12 protein-coding genes are annotated in these 18,857 nt (G+C 67.7%); 7 read left to right on the top strand and 5 right to left on the bottom strand.

The features are described 5' to 3' along the window. Positions 1-38 precede the first annotated feature (38 nt). The 4 genes from NA2_RS01050 to NA2_RS01035 are packed head-to-tail and all read left to right on the top strand — an operon-like array spanning position 39 to position 5,160. Positions 39-1,298 (top strand): sarcosine oxidase subunit beta family protein, encoded by a 1,260-nt coding sequence (locus tag NA2_RS01050; protein ID WP_008593200.1) that lies wholly within the window; start codon positions 39-41, stop codon positions 1,296-1,298. 10 nt (positions 1,299-1,308) lie between these two features. Beyond that, positions 1,309-1,587 carry a sarcosine oxidase subunit delta gene (locus NA2_RS01045; protein WP_008593198.1) on the top strand — a complete coding sequence of 93 codons (279 nt, stop codon included), beginning with the start codon at positions 1,309-1,311 and terminating at the stop codon, positions 1,585-1,587. Then, positions 1,584-4,577 carry a sarcosine oxidase subunit alpha family protein gene (locus tag NA2_RS01040; protein WP_008593197.1) on the top strand — a complete coding sequence of 998 codons (2,994 nt, stop codon included), beginning with the start codon at positions 1,584-1,586 and terminating at the stop codon, positions 4,575-4,577. Before NA2_RS01045 ends, NA2_RS01040 begins: the two co-directional genes overlap by 4 nt. Further along, positions 4,570-5,160 carry a sarcosine oxidase subunit gamma family protein gene (locus NA2_RS01035; RefSeq protein WP_008593194.1) on the top strand — a complete coding sequence of 197 codons (591 nt, stop codon included), beginning with the start codon at positions 4,570-4,572 and terminating at the stop codon, positions 5,158-5,160. The genes NA2_RS01040 and NA2_RS01035 overlap by 8 nt, the downstream gene beginning before the upstream one ends. A gap of 114 nt (positions 5,161-5,274) precedes the next feature. On the opposite strand, the gene NA2_RS01030 is transcribed toward NA2_RS01035, so the two are convergent. Then, entirely contained in the window at positions 5,275-5,808 is a 534-nt protein-coding gene (locus tag NA2_RS01030; RefSeq protein WP_008593193.1) for an EF-hand domain-containing protein, read from the bottom strand. A gap of 152 nt (positions 5,809-5,960) precedes the next feature. Next, entirely contained in the window at positions 5,961-6,668 is a 708-nt protein-coding gene (locus NA2_RS01025) for a nitroreductase (RefSeq protein WP_040676406.1), read from the bottom strand. 190 nt (positions 6,669-6,858) lie between these two features. On the opposite strand from NA2_RS01025, the gene NA2_RS01020 reads away from it, so the two are divergent. Then, a complete protein-coding gene (locus NA2_RS01020; RefSeq protein ID WP_008593188.1) occupies positions 6,859-8,034 on the top strand; it encodes a pyridoxal phosphate-dependent aminotransferase in 1,176 nt (391 codons plus the stop codon). A 92-nt stretch (positions 8,035-8,126) separates the two neighbouring features. Here NA2_RS01020 and NA2_RS01015 read toward each other — a convergent pair whose 3' ends face one another. The 3 genes from NA2_RS01015 to NA2_RS01005 all read right to left on the bottom strand — a co-directional run bounded on the left by NA2_RS01015 (position 8,127) and on the right by NA2_RS01005 (position 11,873). Beyond that, a complete protein-coding gene (locus NA2_RS01015; protein WP_008593185.1) occupies positions 8,127-8,309 on the bottom strand; it encodes a DUF3008 family protein in 183 nt (60 codons plus the stop codon). A gap of 79 nt (positions 8,310-8,388) precedes the next feature. Next, positions 8,389-10,497, bottom strand: a complete 2,109-nt coding sequence (locus tag NA2_RS01010; RefSeq protein ID WP_008593183.1) for a 3-hydroxyacyl-CoA dehydrogenase NAD-binding domain-containing protein — start codon at positions 10,495-10,497, stop codon at positions 8,389-8,391. Further along, a complete protein-coding gene (locus NA2_RS01005; protein ID WP_008593181.1) occupies positions 10,497-11,873 on the bottom strand; it encodes an acetyl-CoA C-acetyltransferase in 1,377 nt (458 codons plus the stop codon). Before NA2_RS01005 ends, NA2_RS01010 begins: the two co-directional genes overlap by 1 nt. 347 nt (positions 11,874-12,220) lie before the next feature. Between NA2_RS01005 and NA2_RS01000 the strand changes: the two genes are divergently transcribed. Together NA2_RS01000 and NA2_RS00995 are read left to right on the top strand one after the other, a co-directional pair. Then, positions 12,221-14,125, top strand: a complete 1,905-nt coding sequence (locus NA2_RS01000; RefSeq protein ID WP_008593178.1) for an autotransporter assembly complex protein TamA — start codon at positions 12,221-12,223, stop codon at positions 14,123-14,125. Further along, positions 14,122-18,741 (top strand): translocation/assembly module TamB domain-containing protein, encoded by a 4,620-nt coding sequence (locus NA2_RS00995; RefSeq protein ID WP_008593176.1) that lies wholly within the window; start codon positions 14,122-14,124, stop codon positions 18,739-18,741. The genes NA2_RS01000 and NA2_RS00995 overlap by 4 nt, the downstream gene beginning before the upstream one ends. Positions 18,742-18,857: the final 116 nt, after the last annotated feature.

Here is an 18,857-nt window from a genome sequence, read left to right as displayed (position 1 = left end):
AGGTTCATGCGTCCATAAGGCAACGAGATTGGCGGAACATGGCGGAATATTCGGCTCTGTCGCTCCTGAAGAACGCCCTCACGGGAAACCGTGACTGGAAACCCGCCTGGCGCAAGCCCGATCCAAGGCCCGCCTATGACGTGATCATCGTCGGCGGCGGCGGACACGGGCTGGCGACCGCCTACTATCTCGCGGCCGAACACGGCATCACCAATGTCGCGGTGCTCGAGAAAGGCTGGCTCGGCTCCGGCAATATCGGCCGCAACACCACCATCGTCCGCTCGAACTACCTGCTGCCGGAATCGATCCGCTTCTACGATTTCTCGGTAAAGCTCTGGGAGAACCTCTCCCACGAGCTGAACTACAACGTCATGTTCTCGCAGCGCGGCGTCCTCAACCTCGCCCACAGCCCCGGCCAGGCAGACGCCTATATCCGCCGCGGCAATGCCATGCGCCATGGCGGCGGCGATGCCGACTGGCTGACGCGCGAGCAGATCGCCCGCAAGGTGCCGGGCCTTGACCTTTCCGCCTCGGCGCGGTTTCCGGTGGTCGGCGGGCTCCTGCAGAAGCGTGCCGGCACGGCGCGGCACGATGCTGTCGCCTGGGGCTATGCGCGCGGCGCCGACCGGCGCGGCGTCGACATCATCGAGAACTGCGAGGTGACCGGCTTCCTGCGCGATGGCGACCGCATCACCGGCGTCAGCACGACGCGCGGCGACATCCGCGCCCGCAAGGTCGGGGTGGCGGTCGCCGGCAGCACCGGCCGCGTGCTCAATCTCGCCGGCATCGAGAAATTTCCGATTGAAAGCCATGTGTTGCAGGCCTTCGTTTCGGAAGCGCTTAAGCCATTCGTCGACTGCGTCGTGACCTTCGGCGGCGGCCATCTCTACATGTCCCAGTCGGACAAGGGCGGCCTCGTCTTCGGCGGCAGCCTCGACTACTACAATTCCTATGCGCAACGCGGAAACCTGCCCACGGTCGAGGACGTGATGAGCGAGATCTGCGCCATGTTCCCTTCCGTCGCCCGGCTGAGGCTTCTGCGCTCCTGGGGCGGGGTGATGGACATGTCGATGGACGGCTCGCCGATCATCACCAAGGGTCCCCTTCCCGGCATGTATCTGAACTGCGGCTGGTGCTACGGCGGCTTCAAGGCGACGCCGGCATCTGGCTACGCCTTCGCCTGGACCATCGCCAAGGACGAACCGCACGCCATCAACGCACCCTATTCGCTGTCGCGCTTCGAGCGCGGCGCGGTCATCGACGAAACGGGGCACGGCCCCACGCCCAAGCTGCACTGAGGGAGCCGCCATGCTGATCTCCTGCCCCCATTGCGGCCCGCGCGACCTCGCCGAGTTCTCCTATCAGGGCGATGCGACCCGCACGCGGCCGGACCCCGCCTCGACCGACACGCAGGCATGGCACGACTATGTCTATGCGCGGCCGAACCCGGCCGGGCCGCACCGTGAATTCTGGCAGCATGCCGGCGGCTGCAGGGCGCATTTGCTGGTCGTCCGCGACACGCTGACCCACGAGATCCACAGCACCGCCCTCGCCCGGCCGTCGCGAGCCGGCGGAGAAACCGCATGAGCCCGCGCCGCTCTGCCTCCGGTGGGTCCATCGACCGCCTGCGCACCATCCGCTTCACCTTCGATGGCGAGGCCTATGCCGGGCACGCGGGAGACACGCTGGCCTCGGCCCTTCTGGCCAATGGCGTCCGGCTGGTCGGCCGCTCCTTCAAGTATCACCGGCCGCGCGGCGTCTTCACCGCCGGCATCGACGAGCCGAACGCGCTGGTGACCATCCTGCGGGACAATGTGCGCGAGCCGAACATTCCCGCCACCCGCATCGAGATCTATGACGGGCTGCGCGCCGAGAGCCAGAACCGGTTCCCCTCGCTCGCCTTCGATCTCGGCGCGGTCAACCGGCTCGGCGGCAGGATGCTCGGCGCCGGCTTCTACTACAAGACCTTCATGGGTCCGGCCGTCGGCCCGCTCAGGAGCACCCGGTTCTGGATGTTCTGCGAGCGCTTCATCCGCCGCGCCGCAGGCCTGGGGCGCGCGGACCATGCGCCGGACCCCTCCCGCTACGAGCGCATGAACGCCTTCTGCGACGTGCTGGTGGTCGGCGGTGGCATCTCCGGCCTGATGGCGGCGGAAGCGGCGGCCAGGGCCGGCAAGCGCGTGATCCTGGCCGAGCAGGAGCCGGAAACGGGTGGCTTCGCCCTGTGGTCCGGCGAAACGATCGCCGGCAAGCCCGCCGCCGACTGGGCGCGGACGATGACGGAGAAGCTCGCAGCTCTGGACAATGTCCGCATCCTGCCGCGCACCACGGTCTGGGGCCACTACGACGGCAACACCCTCGCTGCGCTGGAACGCATCGGCGATCACCTGCCGAAAACGCCGAAGGGCCACCCCCGCCATCGCCACTGGACGATCCGGGCCGGTGCCGTGGTGCTTGCCACCGGCGCGCTCGAACGTCCGATCGCCTTTCCGGGCAACGACCGGCCGGGTGTCATGCTGGCCGGCGCCGTGCGCCGTTATGCCGGCGAATTCGGCGTCCTGTGCGGCGACCGCACGGTCTTCTTCACCAACAACGACAGCGCCTATCAGGCCGCCAGCGCCCTGAAGAGGGCCGGCGGCCATGTGGCCGCGATCGTCGATGTCCGGCGAACCATCTCCGAAGCCGCCGCAGCACTTGCAGCCGAGGCCGGCGTGGTGCCGCTGACCGGTCAGGCCATCGTCGAGACCAGGGGCGGCAGGCAGGTTACGGGCATCGTCGTGCAGCCCTTCGATGCGGCGACCGGCGCGCTTTCGGGCGATGCGCGCCCGGTCGAATGCGATTGCCTTGCGGTTTCCGGCGGCTTCCAGCCGGTGATCCACCTGGCGAGCCAGGCTGGCGCCAAGGCCGAGTGGGACGAGACCATGCAGGCCTTCCTGCCCCCCGCTCCCGGCCAGCACTGGCGCGGCGCGGGTAGCTTTCTCGGAGACATGACCACGGCAGGCGCGCTGGAAACCGGCCGCGATGCCGGTCTCTGGGCTTCCGGGAAGAAGCCCTCCCGCGCCAAACTTCCGGAGACAGGTGCGCCACCGATCGACATCGCGCCGGCTCCCGTCTTCGAGATCCGGGGCAAGGGCAAGGCCTTCGTCGACCTGCAGCATGACGTCACCGCCGACGATGTGCGTCTGGCGCATCGCGAGGGCTTCGTCAGCGTCGAGCATCTGAAGCGCTACACGACGCTCGGCATGGCGACCGACCAGGGCAAGACCTCGAACGTCCCGGGCCTCGCCATCATGGCAGAAGCGCGCGGTATCTCGATCCCGGAGGCGGGCACGACGCGGTTTCGTCCCCCCTATGCACCCGTGTCGATCGGCGCGCTGGCGGCCGAGCGCTATGGCGATCTGAAGCCCGACCGGCTGACGCCGATGCACGACTGGCATGTGGAGCACGGTGCACGCATGATGGAGGCCGGCCTGTGGCACCGGCCCATGATCTACGGCGCGCCGGGCGAGACGGTCGAGCAGGCCTATATCCGCGAAGCCGGCGCCGTGCGCCGCTCCGTCGGGATCGTCGATGTCTCGACGCTCGGCAAGATCGCCGTCAAGGGACCGGACGCCGCCGAATTCCTCGACCGGGTCTACACCAACATGTTCTCCACCCTCCCGGTCGGCAGGGCGCGCTACGGCCTGATGCTGCGCGAGGACGGCATCGCCTTCGACGACGGCACCACATGGCGTCTCGGCGAGAACGACTTCCTGATGACCACCACCACGGCCAATGCCGGCCCGGTGATGCAGCATCTTGAATACGTCCTCGATGTCGTCTGGCCGGACCTGCGGGTGCATCTGACCTCGGTCACCGATCAATGGGCCAGCGCGGCCATTGCCGGCCCGGACGCGCGCAAGGTGCTGGAGAAATGCGTCGCCGGCACCATGGTCGACAACGAGGCGCTGCCTTTCATGGGCATCGTCCGCGGCACCGTCGAAGGCGCGCCGGTGATGATCTGCCGCCTCTCCTTCTCCGGGGAGCTGGCCTATGAAGTCTATTGCGGCGCCGGCCACGGGCTGCATATCTGGGAAGCCCTGATGGACGCCGGCGAACCGTTCGGCATCACGCCCTACGGCATGGAGGCGCTCGGCACGCTGCGCATCGAGAAGGGCCATGTGACGGGCGCCGAGATCGACGGCCGCACCACGGCGCGCGACCTCTATCTCGACTGGATGCTGTCGAAGAAGAAGCCGTTCATCGGCTCCGGCCTGATGGACCGCCCCGGCCTGATCGACCGGAACCGCATCCGTCTCGTGGGCGTCATCTCGCTCGACGGGCAGCCGCTCGGCGGCGGCGCGCACATCGTCGAAGGAGGCAGTTTGGACGATCTCGGCCAGAGCATCGGCCATATCACGGCCTTCTGCTACTCGCCGGCTCTCGCAAAGTATATCGGCCTGGCGCTGGTGAAGGGTGGCAAGGCGCGGCACGGTACGCGCGCCTTCGTCTCCGACCCGCTGCGCAAGCGCTTCGGCCCGGTGGAACTGGTCAGCCACCATTTCTTCGATCCGGATGGGAGGCGCATGCATGGTTGAGCGCGCGACGCCGCTGGGCGCGGATTTTAAACCCGGCTCCTACGGCGACTTCGCCGATGGCATCGGCATCACCCTCTCCGCGCCGCCGAGCGGGACGATCGTCGAGGCGACCGCCTGGCCGGGCCGGGAGCGGGCGCTGGCGGCACGTGTTGGCAAGGTGGTTGGACTGTCACTGGAGGCGGGAGCAGGCGCCGGCGCATTCAAGGAAACCGGAGCAGCGGCCTTCAACATCGGCCCCGGCCGGTTTCTGGTCAGCGGCAGGAATGAAGTCCTCGCGGACCGGCTGATTGGAGCGGTACCCGAGGAAACCGGCACGCTTACGGACCTGTCGCACGGCCGGACGCGGCTGCGTGTCGAGGGCGCGCGGGCCGAATGGGTGCTGGCCAAGCTCTTCGCGCTCGACTTCAGCAGCGCCGCCTTTCCGGTGACGGAAGGCCGCGCCACCGCGCATCACGACTATTTCGTACAGATCCAGCGGACAGGCGACCAGCGCTTTGAATTATACGTCTTCCGCTCCTTCGCCCGCGCCTTCGTCTCAGTCCTGCGCCGCGCGGCGGAGGACGTCGGTTACAGAATCGAATAGGCCCGGCGCGGCGACACCGGGCCTATCGCCGGCCGGCCGAAACACGAGGCCGACCGGACACCCGCCCTAACCGTCGTCCGTATCGGGCGCGGTTTCGGGCGGTAGCGGCGCGTTTCAGTTCCTGTCGCCCCGGGGGCCACCCCGGTGATCGCGCATCTTGCCATGCCGGCCATGCCGGCCGCCGTGCTCGCCCGCCATCTGGCGCGCGCCCCGGCGCATTTCGCGCTGGTCGAGCTTGCCGTCGTCATTGGCGTCCATCAGCGCAAACCGCTTCTTCTGCTGGTTCTCGATCTCGGCCAGCGTCACCGTGCCGTCACCGTCCACGTCGAGCATCCGCGCGGCGCGGCGGGCTTTGCGTTCAGCCTCGCGCTTTGCGATGTGGTCCTGGAGCTCCACAGCCGAAAGCGTACCGTCACCGTCCGCATCGGCGCCCTTCAGCCGCTCGAGCCGGGCTCCGGAAAGCTCCTCGAAGGAGATCGAACCGTCGCCATCGGCGTCGAGCCGGCCCATGCCGCGCATCATCTTGCCGTTTTTCCCGCCTTCGGCCGCTGCCGGCGGTGCGCCGTTCGCGGGGGCCTCCTGTGCGACCGCCGCAGAGCCTGCAACCAGGCTGGCGGCCAGGGCCGATAAGAGAAGTGTTCGTTTCATGTCGGTCTCCACGTTGGGGGCCGCCTGGGAGCAGCGGCAGGGAACACGTGGAGGCTGGATGATTTCACATTACGGCAATCTTGCCGGGAAATTACAAATTCGTAAGCTCGGGGCGATCGGACCGCCTGGACGCCCGCCTTCCCCGCGAACCGTCAGCGGACGAAGGAAACGAATTCGTCCAGCGGCACGCGCTCGGAGCGCAGCCGGTTCTCCGGCCTGGACGGGTCCTCATGGCCGAGCGCCATGCCGCACACGACGATTTCCTCGTCCGGGATGTTGAGGATCGGCCTGATCTGCTTGTGATAGGGCGCGAACGCAGCCTGCGGGCAGGTGTGCAGGTCGCGCCCCCGCGCGGCCACCATCACCGACTGGATGAACATGCCGAGATCGACCCAGGACCCCTTGTTCAGCCGGCGGTCTATGGTGAAAATCAGCCCGACGGGAGCATCGAAGAAGGTGAAGTTGCGGTCGTGCTGGGCGCGCATCCGCTCCACTTCGCGGCGACCGATCCCCAAGAGCTCGTAGAGCGCGAAACCGACCGCGCGCCGCCGCGTCAGATAGGGTTCGAAGAACTGGTCAGGATAATATTTGTACTCGTCCCAGGCGATTTTCTCCGGCCTGACGCCGGAAGACAGGATGGCGGCCGAAAGCTCATCCTTCCGGTCGCCCGAAACCACATAGACCTTCCAGGGCTGCATGTTCGTGCCGGACGGTGCGCGCGCGGCGACCCGCAGGATGTCGCAGATAGTCTGCTCGTCGACCGGTTCTGGCAGGAACGCGCGCACGGAACGGCGCGACGTCAGCGCAAGATCGACTGCTTCCTGGGCCGTTAAACCCTTTTCCTTATCAGGGGCCAGCATCATGGCATCCTCTAGACAAAGCCCTTCGCGGCCAGCATTTGCTGCCCCTGCACCAATGCCGCAAGCCGCCAGGACCAAAGGCCTCGGTTGTTCGCGCTGTTCTCATAACGGCCCATTTGCTAAAAGGCCAGCCGATCCGGCGCGGCAGAATCTCCCGCCGACCCACGAACCACCCGCCGGAGAGAACTCCATGCCCAGACCGTCCGCCCGCATTTCCGGCATCGTGCCGTCCGGCAAGAATGGCTGGGAGGTGCATTTCGCTGCGCTGACGCGCAAGCAGGCGGGCGAGGACGTCATCATGCTTTCGGTGGGCGACCATGATTTCGACACGCCGGAAGGCACGATCGAGGCCTGCGTCGAAGCCGTGCGCAGCGGCTATCATCACTATACCCAGTTGCCGGGCCTGCCGCGCCTGCGCGCCGGCCTTGCCCGGCTCTCGGAGGACTGCACCGGCGTCCCCACGGCGCCGGAGGAGATCATGGCGACCATCGGCGGCCAGGGCGCCCTCTACGCGGCATGCCAGGCGGTGCTCGACCCGGGCGCGCATGCGGTCATCGTCTCCCCATACTACGCGACCTATCCCGGCACCGTCCGCGCCGCCGGCGGCCGCTTCACCGAGATCGAGACCCATGCGGAGAACAGTTTCGAGCCGAAGCTCGACGAGATCGAGGCCGCGCTGGAGGAAGACACCCGCGCCATCCTGATCAATTCGCCGAACAACCCGACGGGCGCCATCTATTCGCGCGAAACCCTGGAACGGATCGCTGACATCTGCCGCAAGCGCGATCTCTGGCTGCTTTCCGACGAGGTCTATTGGACGATCCGCGCCGACGAGGAACACCTTTCGCCCCGCGCGCTGCCGAGCATGAAGGAACGCACGCTGGTCATCAATTCTCTGTCGAAGAGCCACGGCATGACCGGATGGCGCATCGGCTGGCTGACCGGCCCGGCGGACATGATCGCCACCATGACCAATCTCAATCTCGTCGCCACCTACGGCCTGCCCGACTTCATCTCCCGCGCCGCCATTGCCGCCGTCGAGAACGCCTATGGTGTCGCCGAGATCGCCGAGCGCTATGCGAAGCGCCGCACGGCCTTCCTCGCGGCGATCCACGGTATGAACGGGGTCACAGTCCGCGGCTCGAAAGGCGGCATGTATGTCATGCTCGACATCCGCGCGGTGGACAGGGACAGCGAAAAATTCGCCTGGGATCTTCTGAAGGCCGAGGACGTCGCGGTGATGCCCGGGGTCAGTTTCGGCGCTGCCGCCGAGGGGCATGTGCGCATCTCCATGTGCCAGGACGAAGCCGTCCTGCGCGAGGCGGCCGGCAGGATCCGCCGCTTCATCGGCGATAGGACGGTGTGACCGGCCGGGCGAAGCTCACAAGGCGCATCACCCTCATCCCTGCCTGATCAGCGGTCGCGCTCCGGAGAGCGGGTTGATCGGCCGACCCTGCTTTAGTCCTTCTTCTCCGGCAGACCCCTGTGATCGGTCTCGGCGAGGTCTTCCAGTTCCTTCTCACTCATGGAATCATACATGTCGCGCGAAGCGCCCTGAAGCTTCGACCTGGCCATCTCCCCCCGCTTTGCGGCGAGAGCGGCCCCGGCCGCCCTCTGCTGGGCTTTCGAGGTTGCGGGCATTGTCCGTCTCCTTCTCATCGTGAGAAGGGGTAATCCGCCGACGCCGCGCCCGGTTCCACGGGTGGCATGATGTGAAACGTCACCCGGTCTTGCCGAGCCCGTTCCAGCCCGCATCCGGGGCAAACCGGTCGCCGAATTTTTCCCGCAGCCGTTCGAGTTCCGCGATGAGGTCATCGATGCCCCGCGAGCGGGCATAATGCAGCGGCCCGCCGCGGAAAGGCGCGAACCCCGTACCGAAGATCACCGCCGCGTCCAGCGTCGTCTCATCGGCGACGATGCCTTCGCGCAGGCATGCCACGCAGGCGTTGATCAATGGCAGGATCAGCCGGTCACTCAGGCTCGCGTGCGGCGGCGGCGTATCCGTTTTCTTCTTCGGATTTCCCGCCGCATCATAGTCGTAAAGCCCCTTCCCCGCCTTGCGGCCGGTTCGCCCCTCCGAGACCATGGTTTCAAGCCACGCCGGCACGTCCGGCATCGGGGTCTTGAGTCCGTCCTTCAGCGTCCTTGCCACTTCAAGGCAGATGTCGAGACCGACACGGTCGGCGAGTTCGATCGGTCCCATCGGCATGCCGAACGTTTCGGCCGCCTTGTCGATGGTTTCCTTGTCGATCCCTTCATCGAGCATCACCAGCGCTTCCATCAGGTAAGGCGTCAGGACGCGGTTGACGAGAAAGCCCGGCGCGCTCCTGACCGGCACGGGCAGCCGGTCGATGGCGCCGCAGAAGGCGCGGGCACGCTGAAGGGCGCGTTCCGCCGCCTTGTCGTGGCCGACCACCTCGACGAGCTCCATCCGCGTGACGGGATTGAAGAAATGCAGCCCGAACAGCCGCTCCGGAAACGGCACGGACCGGCGCAACTGTTCCAGCGGAATGCTCGACGTGTTGGTGGCGAGCAGCGCGCCCTCCTTCATCCGCGGCGCGACCGCCTTGTAGACGGTGCGCTTGATGTCGGCATTCTCCGCCACCGCCTCGATCACGAGGTCGGCGCGGCCCGCCCCGTCGCCGGAGAAATCGGCGCCCAGCCGATCGAAGGCGTCGCGTCGGTCGATGCCGGTGTAAAGCCGCTTGTCGAAGAAGGACGATGCGCGGCCGACGGCGCGGGCAATCGCTTTCGCATCGATATCCGTAAGCGTGACCTTCAATCCGCGCGCCGCGCACCAGGCAGCGATGTCACCGCCCATCGTGCCGGCGCCGATCACATGCACATGCGCGATGTCGCTGTCGCCCTTGCCCTGTGCCTTCAGGCCCTCGCGGAGGAAAAACACGCGGATCAGGTTCTGCGCCGTCACGCCGGCAAGCAGGGCGGCAAAGGACCTGATCTCGGCCTTCTGCATCGCCTTGGCGTCGCCGCCATGCTCTTCCCAGAGGTCAATCAGCCGATAAGGGGCGGGATAATGCGCTTCGGAAACGCGTTTCTCCGTCTCTGCCCGCATCCTGCGCGCCGCCAGGCCGCGCGCCGGCGAGAAGCCCAGCAGCCCGGACTTCCAGTTGCCGCGCGGCTTGCGGAGCTTGCCCGACATCGCGGCGGCAACCGCGTTCTGCACATGCCGCTCCTCGATGACCGCATCGACAAGCCCGAGCGCCTTCGCCCGTTTCGTGTGCGCCGTCTTGCCGGTCAGCATCATCGTCATCGCTTCGAGCGGGTCGATCAGCGCCGGCAGGCGGAAAGTGCCACCCAGCCCGGGATGCAGACCAAGCAGCACTTCGGGAAAGCCAAATGACGCACCGTCGATCGCTATGCGGTACCGGCAGGCGAGCGCCAGTTCGAGGCCGCCGCCGAGACAATGGCCATGCACCACCGCCAGCGTCGGCATGGGCAGTGCCGCCAGCCGGTCGATGACCGCATGCGCCTGCGTCATGCGCGCCTCCACCTCCGCTGAATCGGCGATCCCCTGGAAATCACGAATGTCGGCGCCGGCGATGAAGCCGCTTTTCTTGGCCGAGCGGATGACGAGGCCTTTCGGCTTCATCGCCTCGATCCTGCCGAGAAGCATGTCGAGTTCCGCCATCACCGCCTCGCTCAGCGTGTTGGCGCTTTCGCCGGCGCGGTCGAGCACGAGCCAGGCGACGTCCTGCGCATCCCGGGCAAGCCGCCAGTGGACGGCTCCGGTGTCGATCCGCTCCGCAGGCCCGAGGTCCATTGCGCGCGGCGCCAGCAGCGCGGCGGCGGAGATTCCGGTCTTGGACATCACACCACCTCCAGAAGCATCGCGCCGCCCTGCCCGCCGCCGATGCACTCGGTGGCGATGCCGCGCTTGTCCCCACGCCGGCGCATGGCATTGACGAGGTGAAGGACGATGCGGTTGCCGCTCGTGCCGACGGGGTGGCCGAGGCTGATCGCGCCGCCATCGACATTCAGTCTGTCATGATCGATCGCCCCGAAAACCGCGTCCAGCCCGAGAACCTTGCGGCAAAAGTCCTCGTCTTTCCATGCCGCAAGGCAGGCGAGCACCTGCGCCGCGAAGGCCTCGTTCAGTTCCCACAGGTCGATGTCCGTGCGCATCAGCTTCTGACGCTGCATCAGCGCTGTCGAGCACAGGGTCGGCCCGAGCCCCATGATCGAGGGATCGAGCGCCGACCATTCGCTGTCGACGATGCGCGCCAGCGGCGTGAGCCCGTGCTTCTTCATCGCCTCCTCGGACGCGAGGATCACCCAGCAGGCTCCATCCGTGATCTGCGAGGAGTTGCCCGGCGTGACCCGTCCATAGGGACGCTCGAACGCTGGGTTGAGCTTGGCAAGCTTCTCCATCGTGCTGTCGGGCCGCACGCCATCATCGTGGTCGTACAATTCCCCCTTGCGGTCGATGGCCGGGATCACCTCGCCGGCGAGCGCGCCGTCCTTCTGCGCCTTCGCCAGCCGTCGGTGGCTCTCCAGCGCATAGGCGTCCGCCGCCTCGCGCGAGATGTCGAACAGATGGCCGATCTTCTCCGCCGTCTGCCCCATGTTGAGATTGGTGACCGGGTCGGTCAGACCCCGTTCGAGGCCGATGACCGGCTTGGCCATCTCCGGCCGGAAACCGGCCAGCGCCGAGGCGCGCTCCAGCGCCGTTTTCGCCATGGCGAACCGCCCGAACCAGGCCGCCGCCTCCTGGCGCAGCACCAGCGGCGCGTGCGACAGCGCTTCCGCTCCGCCGGCCAGGATGAGATCGGCCTTGCCCGCCTCGATGGTGCGGAACGCGGTATCGATCGACTGCATTCCGGAACCGCAATTGATCTGTACCGTAAAGGCCGTCATCGCTTCCCCCATGCCGAGCCGCAGGGCGGCGACGCGCGCCGGGTTCATCTCGTCGGCGATCACGTTGACGCAACCGAGGATAACGGTGTCGAACGCATCCGGAGCGAATGGCTGCCGCAGGAGCAGCGGCCTTCCGCACTGCACGGCGAGGTCGACCGGCGTGAAGGGGCCTGGCTTGCCACGCGCCCTCAGGAAGGGCGTGCGCGCGCCATCGACCAGATAGACCGGCCGCTGCGCGCTTGCCGCCGGGCTTCGCCGCACGACGGACCCGCGTCCGCCGGCAGCCGGCTTGCGCTTCGCAGGCGCGGTCTTGGCCTGTTGGTTTGCCATTGTTTCCGTTTCCTTCGTCAAGCAAGCGTCCCGATGTCAACATAACCGTGCATCCCACGCTTTCAAATGCGGCCCGATACGTCTCGTTTACGCAACCCGTTGTGCCGATGTTGGTTCCCGTTACGCTCCGTTCCAGAAAATGCCCGCATCAGGCCACATTTCTCCTGCCATTGGTGACGCTCCGCATTGGCGGGTGCGGACCTTTGTGGTTTAACGCCTTGGACTGGGAGCCTTCGCGTCGCGAATGCACGGAAAATCAACGTTAACGCGGCGGAAACGTCGCCAACGTAGACTTCACCTCGGTGGGCACGGAGAGGGTATTGAGTAGAATCGACGCCGCACCGTCGATGCGCGGGCGCTTGGGTCTGACGATGGCCCTCGCGTTTCTGCTTGCCTGTCCGCAGCCTTCCGCAAACGCCTTCGAGCTCTTCGGCATAAAATTGTTCGGCCGCGACAAGCCCGCCGAGACCGAGGAAACCATCGGCGAGCCATGGAACTACACGGTCGAGTTCAGCGCCGGTGAAGGCAATGACGACCTGGAAAAACGCCTGCGCGGCGCCTCCGGCCTCTGGGCGGACCGGGAGAAACCGGCGTCCGGCGCCGGCGGCCTGATCGTCAAGGCGCGCGGCGACTATCGCCGGCTGCTCAACACGCTCTACGGCCAGGCCCGCTATGGCGGCGCGATCAGCATCACCATCGACGGCCGCGAAGCGGCAGACCTGCCGCCCGACGCGGTGCCCGCCAACCCGGCGAATGTCCGCATCAGTGTCGATCCAGGCCCCGAATTCCGCTTCGGCGAGGCCCGCATCGTCAATCAGGCTCCGCCGCCGGCGCGGCGCAACGACCGGGTTGACGCTCCCGCGAAGGAAGGGTTTCAAACGGGAGAGATCGCCCGTTCGGCCACCATCCTGCAGGCCGGGCGGCTTGCCGTCGAGGCCTGGCGCGAGCAGGGTCACCCCAAGGCCGAGATCGCCGACAGGCGCGTCACCGCCGCCCATGAAAGCAGCACGCTCGACGCGGTGCTGACCGTGGAGCCGGGACGATATGCCGTCTACGGACCGCTGACCGTCAGCGGCACGGAGCGCATGGACCCGGATTTCGTCGCGCGGCAGACCGGCCTCGTGCCGGGACGCGAATACGATCCGGACGATCTGGCCCGCGCCCGGGAACGGCTCTCGAAGCTCGACGTGTTCCGTTCGGCGCGCATCGAGGAGGCCGACGAGATCGGGCCGGACGGAAGCCTGCCGCTGTCGCTCATCGTGCAGGAACGGCTGCCGCGTCGCTTCGGCGTCGGCGGCACCTATTCCACGCTCGACGGGTTGGGCCTTCAGGCCTACTGGATGCACCGCAACCTGTTCGGCCGCGCCGAGAGGCTGCGCTTCGAGGGTCAGGTTTCAGGCATCGGCAACACGTTCGATCCGGCCGACCTCACCTACCGGCTGGGTGCGACGTTCCTGAAACCCGGCGTCTACACGCCCGACACCGATTTTCAGGCCTCCGTATTTGGCGACCGCGAAGTGCTGGAGCGCTACACGCGCACCGGCGTCAGCGCCGAAATCGGCTTCCGCCACGAGTTCACGAGGGAACTTTCGGGCAGCCTGTTCGCCAATGGCGGCTACGCCCGTTTCGACGATGATTTCGGCACCCGCAACTTCACGACGATCGGCCTTGCCGGGACGGTCACCTATGACAGCCGCGACAATCCCGCCGACGCCACCACGGGCTATTTCCTGGAAGCCAGCCTCGATCCCTTCTACGAGCTCGAATACGGCAATCTGGCCGCGCGCATGATGCTCGAGGGCCGCGCCTATTATGATTTCGGCAGCGACGGGCGGTTCGTCGCCGCCGCTCGCGCCAAGATCGGCTCGCTCGTCGGTGCGCCGATCGCCGAAACGCCGCCGGACAAGCTGTTCTTCGCGGGCGGCGGCGGCTCGGTGCGCGGTTACGCCTATCGTAATATCGGCGTCGAAACGCCGGGCGGCATCGCCGGTGGACGCTCGCTGATGGAGGCCTCCGCCGAACTGCGCGCGCGTGTCACGGACAGCATCGGCCTTGTCGGCTTCGTCGATGCCGGAACGGTCAGCGCGGAGTCTTTCCCCGATTTCTCCGAGGATGTGCGTGTCGGTGTCGGCGCGGGCCTGCGTTACCTGACGCCGCTCGGCCCCATCCGCCTCGACGTCGCCGTTCCGCTCGACCGGCGCGCCGGCGATCCGAGCGTCGCCTTCTATGTCGGGATAGGACAAGCGTTTTGACCCGTTTTCTCGCCCTCCTCGCCCTTCTCTTCGCCCTGCTGCCCGCGATGGCGCAGGACAGCGCGCCGACCGCGAGTGATGCAGAGCAGGAACGGTCCTTCTTCACGACGCTTCTCGAAGACCAGCTTTCGACGCCCGACCGCCGGATCCGTATTTCCGGAATCCAGGGCGCGCTTTCCTCGGAAGCGACCATCGGGGAGATATCCATCGCCGACCGCGAGGGCGTGTGGCTGCGCATCGTCAACGCATCGATCGACTGGAGCCGCTCGACGCTGATCCTGCGCCAGAGGCTCGAAGTGCAGCGCCTTGCCGCCGAGCGGATCGAGGTCCTGCGCCGGCCGCTGCCTGCCGAAGGACTTCCTGCGCCGGAATCCCGCTCGTTCCAGGTCCCTGAACTGCCTCTCGCCGTCAATCTGGCGAAGCTGGAAATCCCCTCCGCCCGGTTCGGCGAGGACGTTTTCGGCCTTGCCGCCGAACTCAGCCTCGACGGGGCCCTGAAGATCGACGGCGGCGCACTGGATACCCGGTTCGACATCCAGCGCCTCGATGGCCCGGGCGGCGCGTTCAAGCTCGCCGCCGCCTTTGCCAACGACACCCAGATACTCGACCTCGACCTTACCCTCGACGAGCCGGCCGACGGCGTCGTCGCCAATCTGCTTAATGTCGAGGGCCGACCGCCCCTCAAGCTGACGGTGGCCGGCAGCGGCCCGCTCAGCGAGCTCGACGTCAAGCTGGCACTCGAAGCCGACGGTGTGCCGGCTTTCGGCGGCACCGCGCGCTTCCGCCAGCGCGACGACGGCCTCGGCTTCTCCACCCGGCTGGCCGGCACGATCTCCCGCCTGCTGCCGACGCAGTTCCGCGACTTTTTCGGCGCCGGAACCACGATCACCGCCAACGGCGTGTCGAAATCGGCCGGCGGCATGCTCCTCGAGAACCTGGAGGTCTCCAGCGCCGCGTTGCGGCTCGAGGCCGCGGCCGAAACCGGCAGCGACGGTTTCCTCACCGCCCTCTCCCTCGACGCCGACATCGCCGACCGCAACGGCCAGCGCGTGCTCCTTCCGGTTGCCGGTGGAGAGACGTCGCTGCAGATCGGCCGGCTGAACGTGACCTATGGCGAGGCCGGCGCCGATCGCTGGAACGGCACGCTGGAGATCGACGGCCTGCAGACGGCAGCGTTCGCGGCGGGCGAGACCCGGCTTACCATGGGCGGACTGGCGCAGAATCTCGAGCGCCCTGCGGACCGCCGGATCAGCTTCGAGATCGACGGCGGCTTGTCCGGGATCACCGCCAAGCGCGCGGACATCGCCGAGGCGCTGGGCGATGCGCTGGCGCTCGAGGTCGCCGGTGACTGGCGCGCCGGCACACCGGTTGCCATCGACAACGCCACCCTGTCCGGCAACGGGCTGGCGGCGTCGCTCAAGGGCACGGTGGACAAGTTCATCTTCACCGGCGAGATCGGCGTTTCGGCTGCGAGCCTGGCGCCCTTCTCCGCCCTGGCAGGCCAGGACCTCGGTGGCGCGATCGACCTGACGGCGCGCGGCAGGGTCATGCCGGTCAGCGGCGGTTTCGACCTCGACCTGGACGGAACAGCGACCGATCTGCGCCTGGAGAACGAGACCGCCGGCAGGCTGATGGCCGGCACGACGCGCATCGACGGCGGTGTGGCGCGCGGCACGGGCGGGCTCACCGCCCGCCAGTTGCGGCTGACCAACGAGCAGCTGGTGCTTGAGGCCGATGGCAGTTTCGCCACCGGTGCCGCCAATTTCCGCTTCGACGCGGCGCTCGCCGACATGGCGTCCCTGTCGCCGCGCGCCGGCGGTCGTCTCACCGCATCGGGCCGCGCCGAGGGAGCCGATGGCCGCATCAACCTCACGCTGGCCACCGAAGCGCCGGCGGGCGTCCTCGCCGGCCGCGACCTCAGGAACGCATCGCTCGGCTTCGACGGGCAGCTGGAGCGCGGCACGCTGACCGGCAAGCTCGTCGGCGGTGCCTTCCTTGCCAGCGAACGCGCCACGCTTGAAAGCGGCATCGTGCTGGCCGCCGACCGCAGGCAGCTGACGGGCCTCTCCTTCAGCGCCGGCGGGGCCACCGCCAGCGGCGACGTCACCCAGGGCACGAACGGGCTGCTTGCCGGACGGCTGGACGTCGATGCCGCCGACATCTCCACCGCGGCCGCGCTTCTGCTGCGCGAGGCAACCGGTGCGGCCGATGCCAGCGTCGTTCTGGAACCGGTGGACGGCAAGCAGCGTGTGGAGATCGACGCGACCCTGCGCGCGCTGCGCATCGACGACACGACGCTCTCCAGCGGCCGGATCGAGGCCGCGATCGACGACCTGTTCGGTGTCCCCGCAATCTCCGGTCTCGTCGAGGCGGAGGGCGTTGCCGCCGGCCAGCTCAAGATCACCCGCCTCGACGCCAGGGCCGATCAGACCGGCGAAACCACGGCCTTCACCGCCGAAGCCGTGCTGGAACAGGGAACGACGCTGACGACCCGCGGCGGGCTCACGCCGGAGGGCAACGGCTACCGTGTCGCTCTGGAGCAGCTTGGCCTCGTTCAGGGAACGCTCGCCGCCCGTCTGATCCAGCCGACATCGCTCCTGGTCGAAGGCAGCAACCTGACGCTGGAGCCGTTCGAGCTCGACGTTGCCGGCGGCCGCATCAGCGCCGCGGGCCGCGTGACCAGCACGCTCGACCTCGCCCTCACCATCAGCCGGCTTCCCCTTTCGGTCGCCAACGCCATCCGCCCCGATCTGGCGCTGGACGGCACACTGGACGGAAACGCCCGCCTCACGGGAACCCGCGAGGCTCCGGAAATCACCTTCGATCTGGAAGGCCGGCGCATCGCTTCCACCCTGCTTGCGCAGGCGGGACTGAGCACGCTGACCATCGACGCCAGCGGGAGAACGCGCGGCGACCAGCTCACCGTGGATGCCGCCGTATCCAGTCCCGAGGGTCTGCGCGCCACCGCGCAGGGCGATGTGCCGCTGGCGGATGGCGCGCTGGCGATTGATGTCGGGCTCGACGCCTTCCCCATGGCGATCCTCAACCGCATCGCCCCGGGACAGGCGCTCGCCGGTCAACTGACCGGAACCGCGCGCGTCACCGGCAGGCTTGCGGCGCCGCAGGCGAGTTTCGACCTGCGCGCCGCGGGCCTCGATGCCGCCGCCCTCTCCAGCGTCGGCGTCGGCCCCCTGCAACTTTCGGCCAACGGCCGCTATGCCGGCGAGAGCGTGCAGCTGAACAGCCTGACGGCCACGGGCGCATCCGGCCTCGCCATCGAGGCGAGCGGCACCATCCCGCTGGCGGGCGCCGGCCTGGCGCTCAATGTTTCGGGCGACGCTCCGCTCTCGATCGCCAACCGCATGCTGGCCGACCGGGGAACGCAGCTGTCCGGCACCGTCTCGCTCGACGCGCGCGTCAGCGGCGAGATGCGCAATCCGGTCATCAACGGCTCGATAACCACGGCCAACGCGGCTGCCGTCGATCCCCTGACCAATCTCCGCGTCAGCGATGTGCGCCTTGCGGCGGCGATCGCCGGCGACCGCATCACCATCACCGAGGGCTCAGCCGCCCTGTCCGGCGGCGGCCGCGTCTCCGTCTCCGGCAGCGTTTCGAGCAACGCCGGGGCGGGCTTCCCGGCGGATCTGAGGATAGGCCTGGAAAATGCCCGGCACACGGACGGCGAGATGGTCACCGCAACGGTGAACGGCGCCCTCTCCCTGACGGGATCGCTCACCCGCGATCCCCTCCTGTCCGGCGACATCACCGTCGAGCGGGCGGAAATCATCGTTCCGGAAAACCTGGGCGGCGGCGCGGAGGCGCTTCAGGTGCGCCACCGGAACCCTCCCCCCGCGGTGGAGCGCACGCTCAAGCGTGCGCGGGCCGACGACGGAACGCCCATGCCCTCCGCACGCCCGAGCGTCGTCCAGCTCAACGTGACGGTCAGCGCGCCCGCCCGCATCTTCGTGCGCGGGCGCGGCCTTGATGCGGAACTCGGCGGCTCGGTGCGCCTGACGGGCCCCGTCACCAACATTCAGCCGGTCGGCGGCTTCAAGCTCATCCGGGGCCGCCTTTCCATTCTCGGCCAGCGCATTACCTTCGACGAGGGCGAAGTGACGCTCGTCGGCGATCTGGACCCGCAGCTCGATTTCATCGCGCGCTCGCGCGGCAACGACATCATCGTCTTCATCACGGTCAAGGGCCGGGTCTCCGATCTCGAGATCGGCTTCTCCTCGCAGCCCCAATTGCCCGAGGACGAGGTTCTCGCCCGCCTGATCTTCAACCGCGGCATCGATGAACTTTCCGCCATCCAGATCGCGCAGCTCGCGGCGGCGGCCGCAGAACTGGCCGGCGGCTCCAACTCGTCGCTGCTCGGCTCGCTGCGCAATGCGACGGGCCTGGACGATCTGGACGTGGTGACCGACAGCGAAGGCAATGCCGCCGTCCGCGCCGGCCGCTACATCCAGGACAACATCTATCTCGGTGTGGAAGCCGGCGCCAAGGGCACGACGCGCGGCACGATCAATCTCGACATCACCGACGAGCTGAAGGCCCGCGGGTCGCTTGGATCGGACGGCGATTCGAGCATCGGCGTCTTCTTCGAGAAGGATTATTAGCCTCTCTCCAACGAGAAAGCCGGCCAGCGAGGCTGACCGGCTCCGGGCGCGCAGGGTTCGGGTCGAGGGGGATGGGCGCGCGCCTGCGAAAGAAACAGCCTGGCGCCAGAATGGTT

It is taken from the genome of Nitratireductor pacificus pht-3B (genome assembly GCF_000300335.1).
Taxonomy (GTDB): Bacteria; Pseudomonadota; Alphaproteobacteria; order Rhizobiales; family Rhizobiaceae; genus Nitratireductor; species Nitratireductor pacificus.
This window is presented reverse-complemented; position numbering and strand designations above follow the sequence as displayed.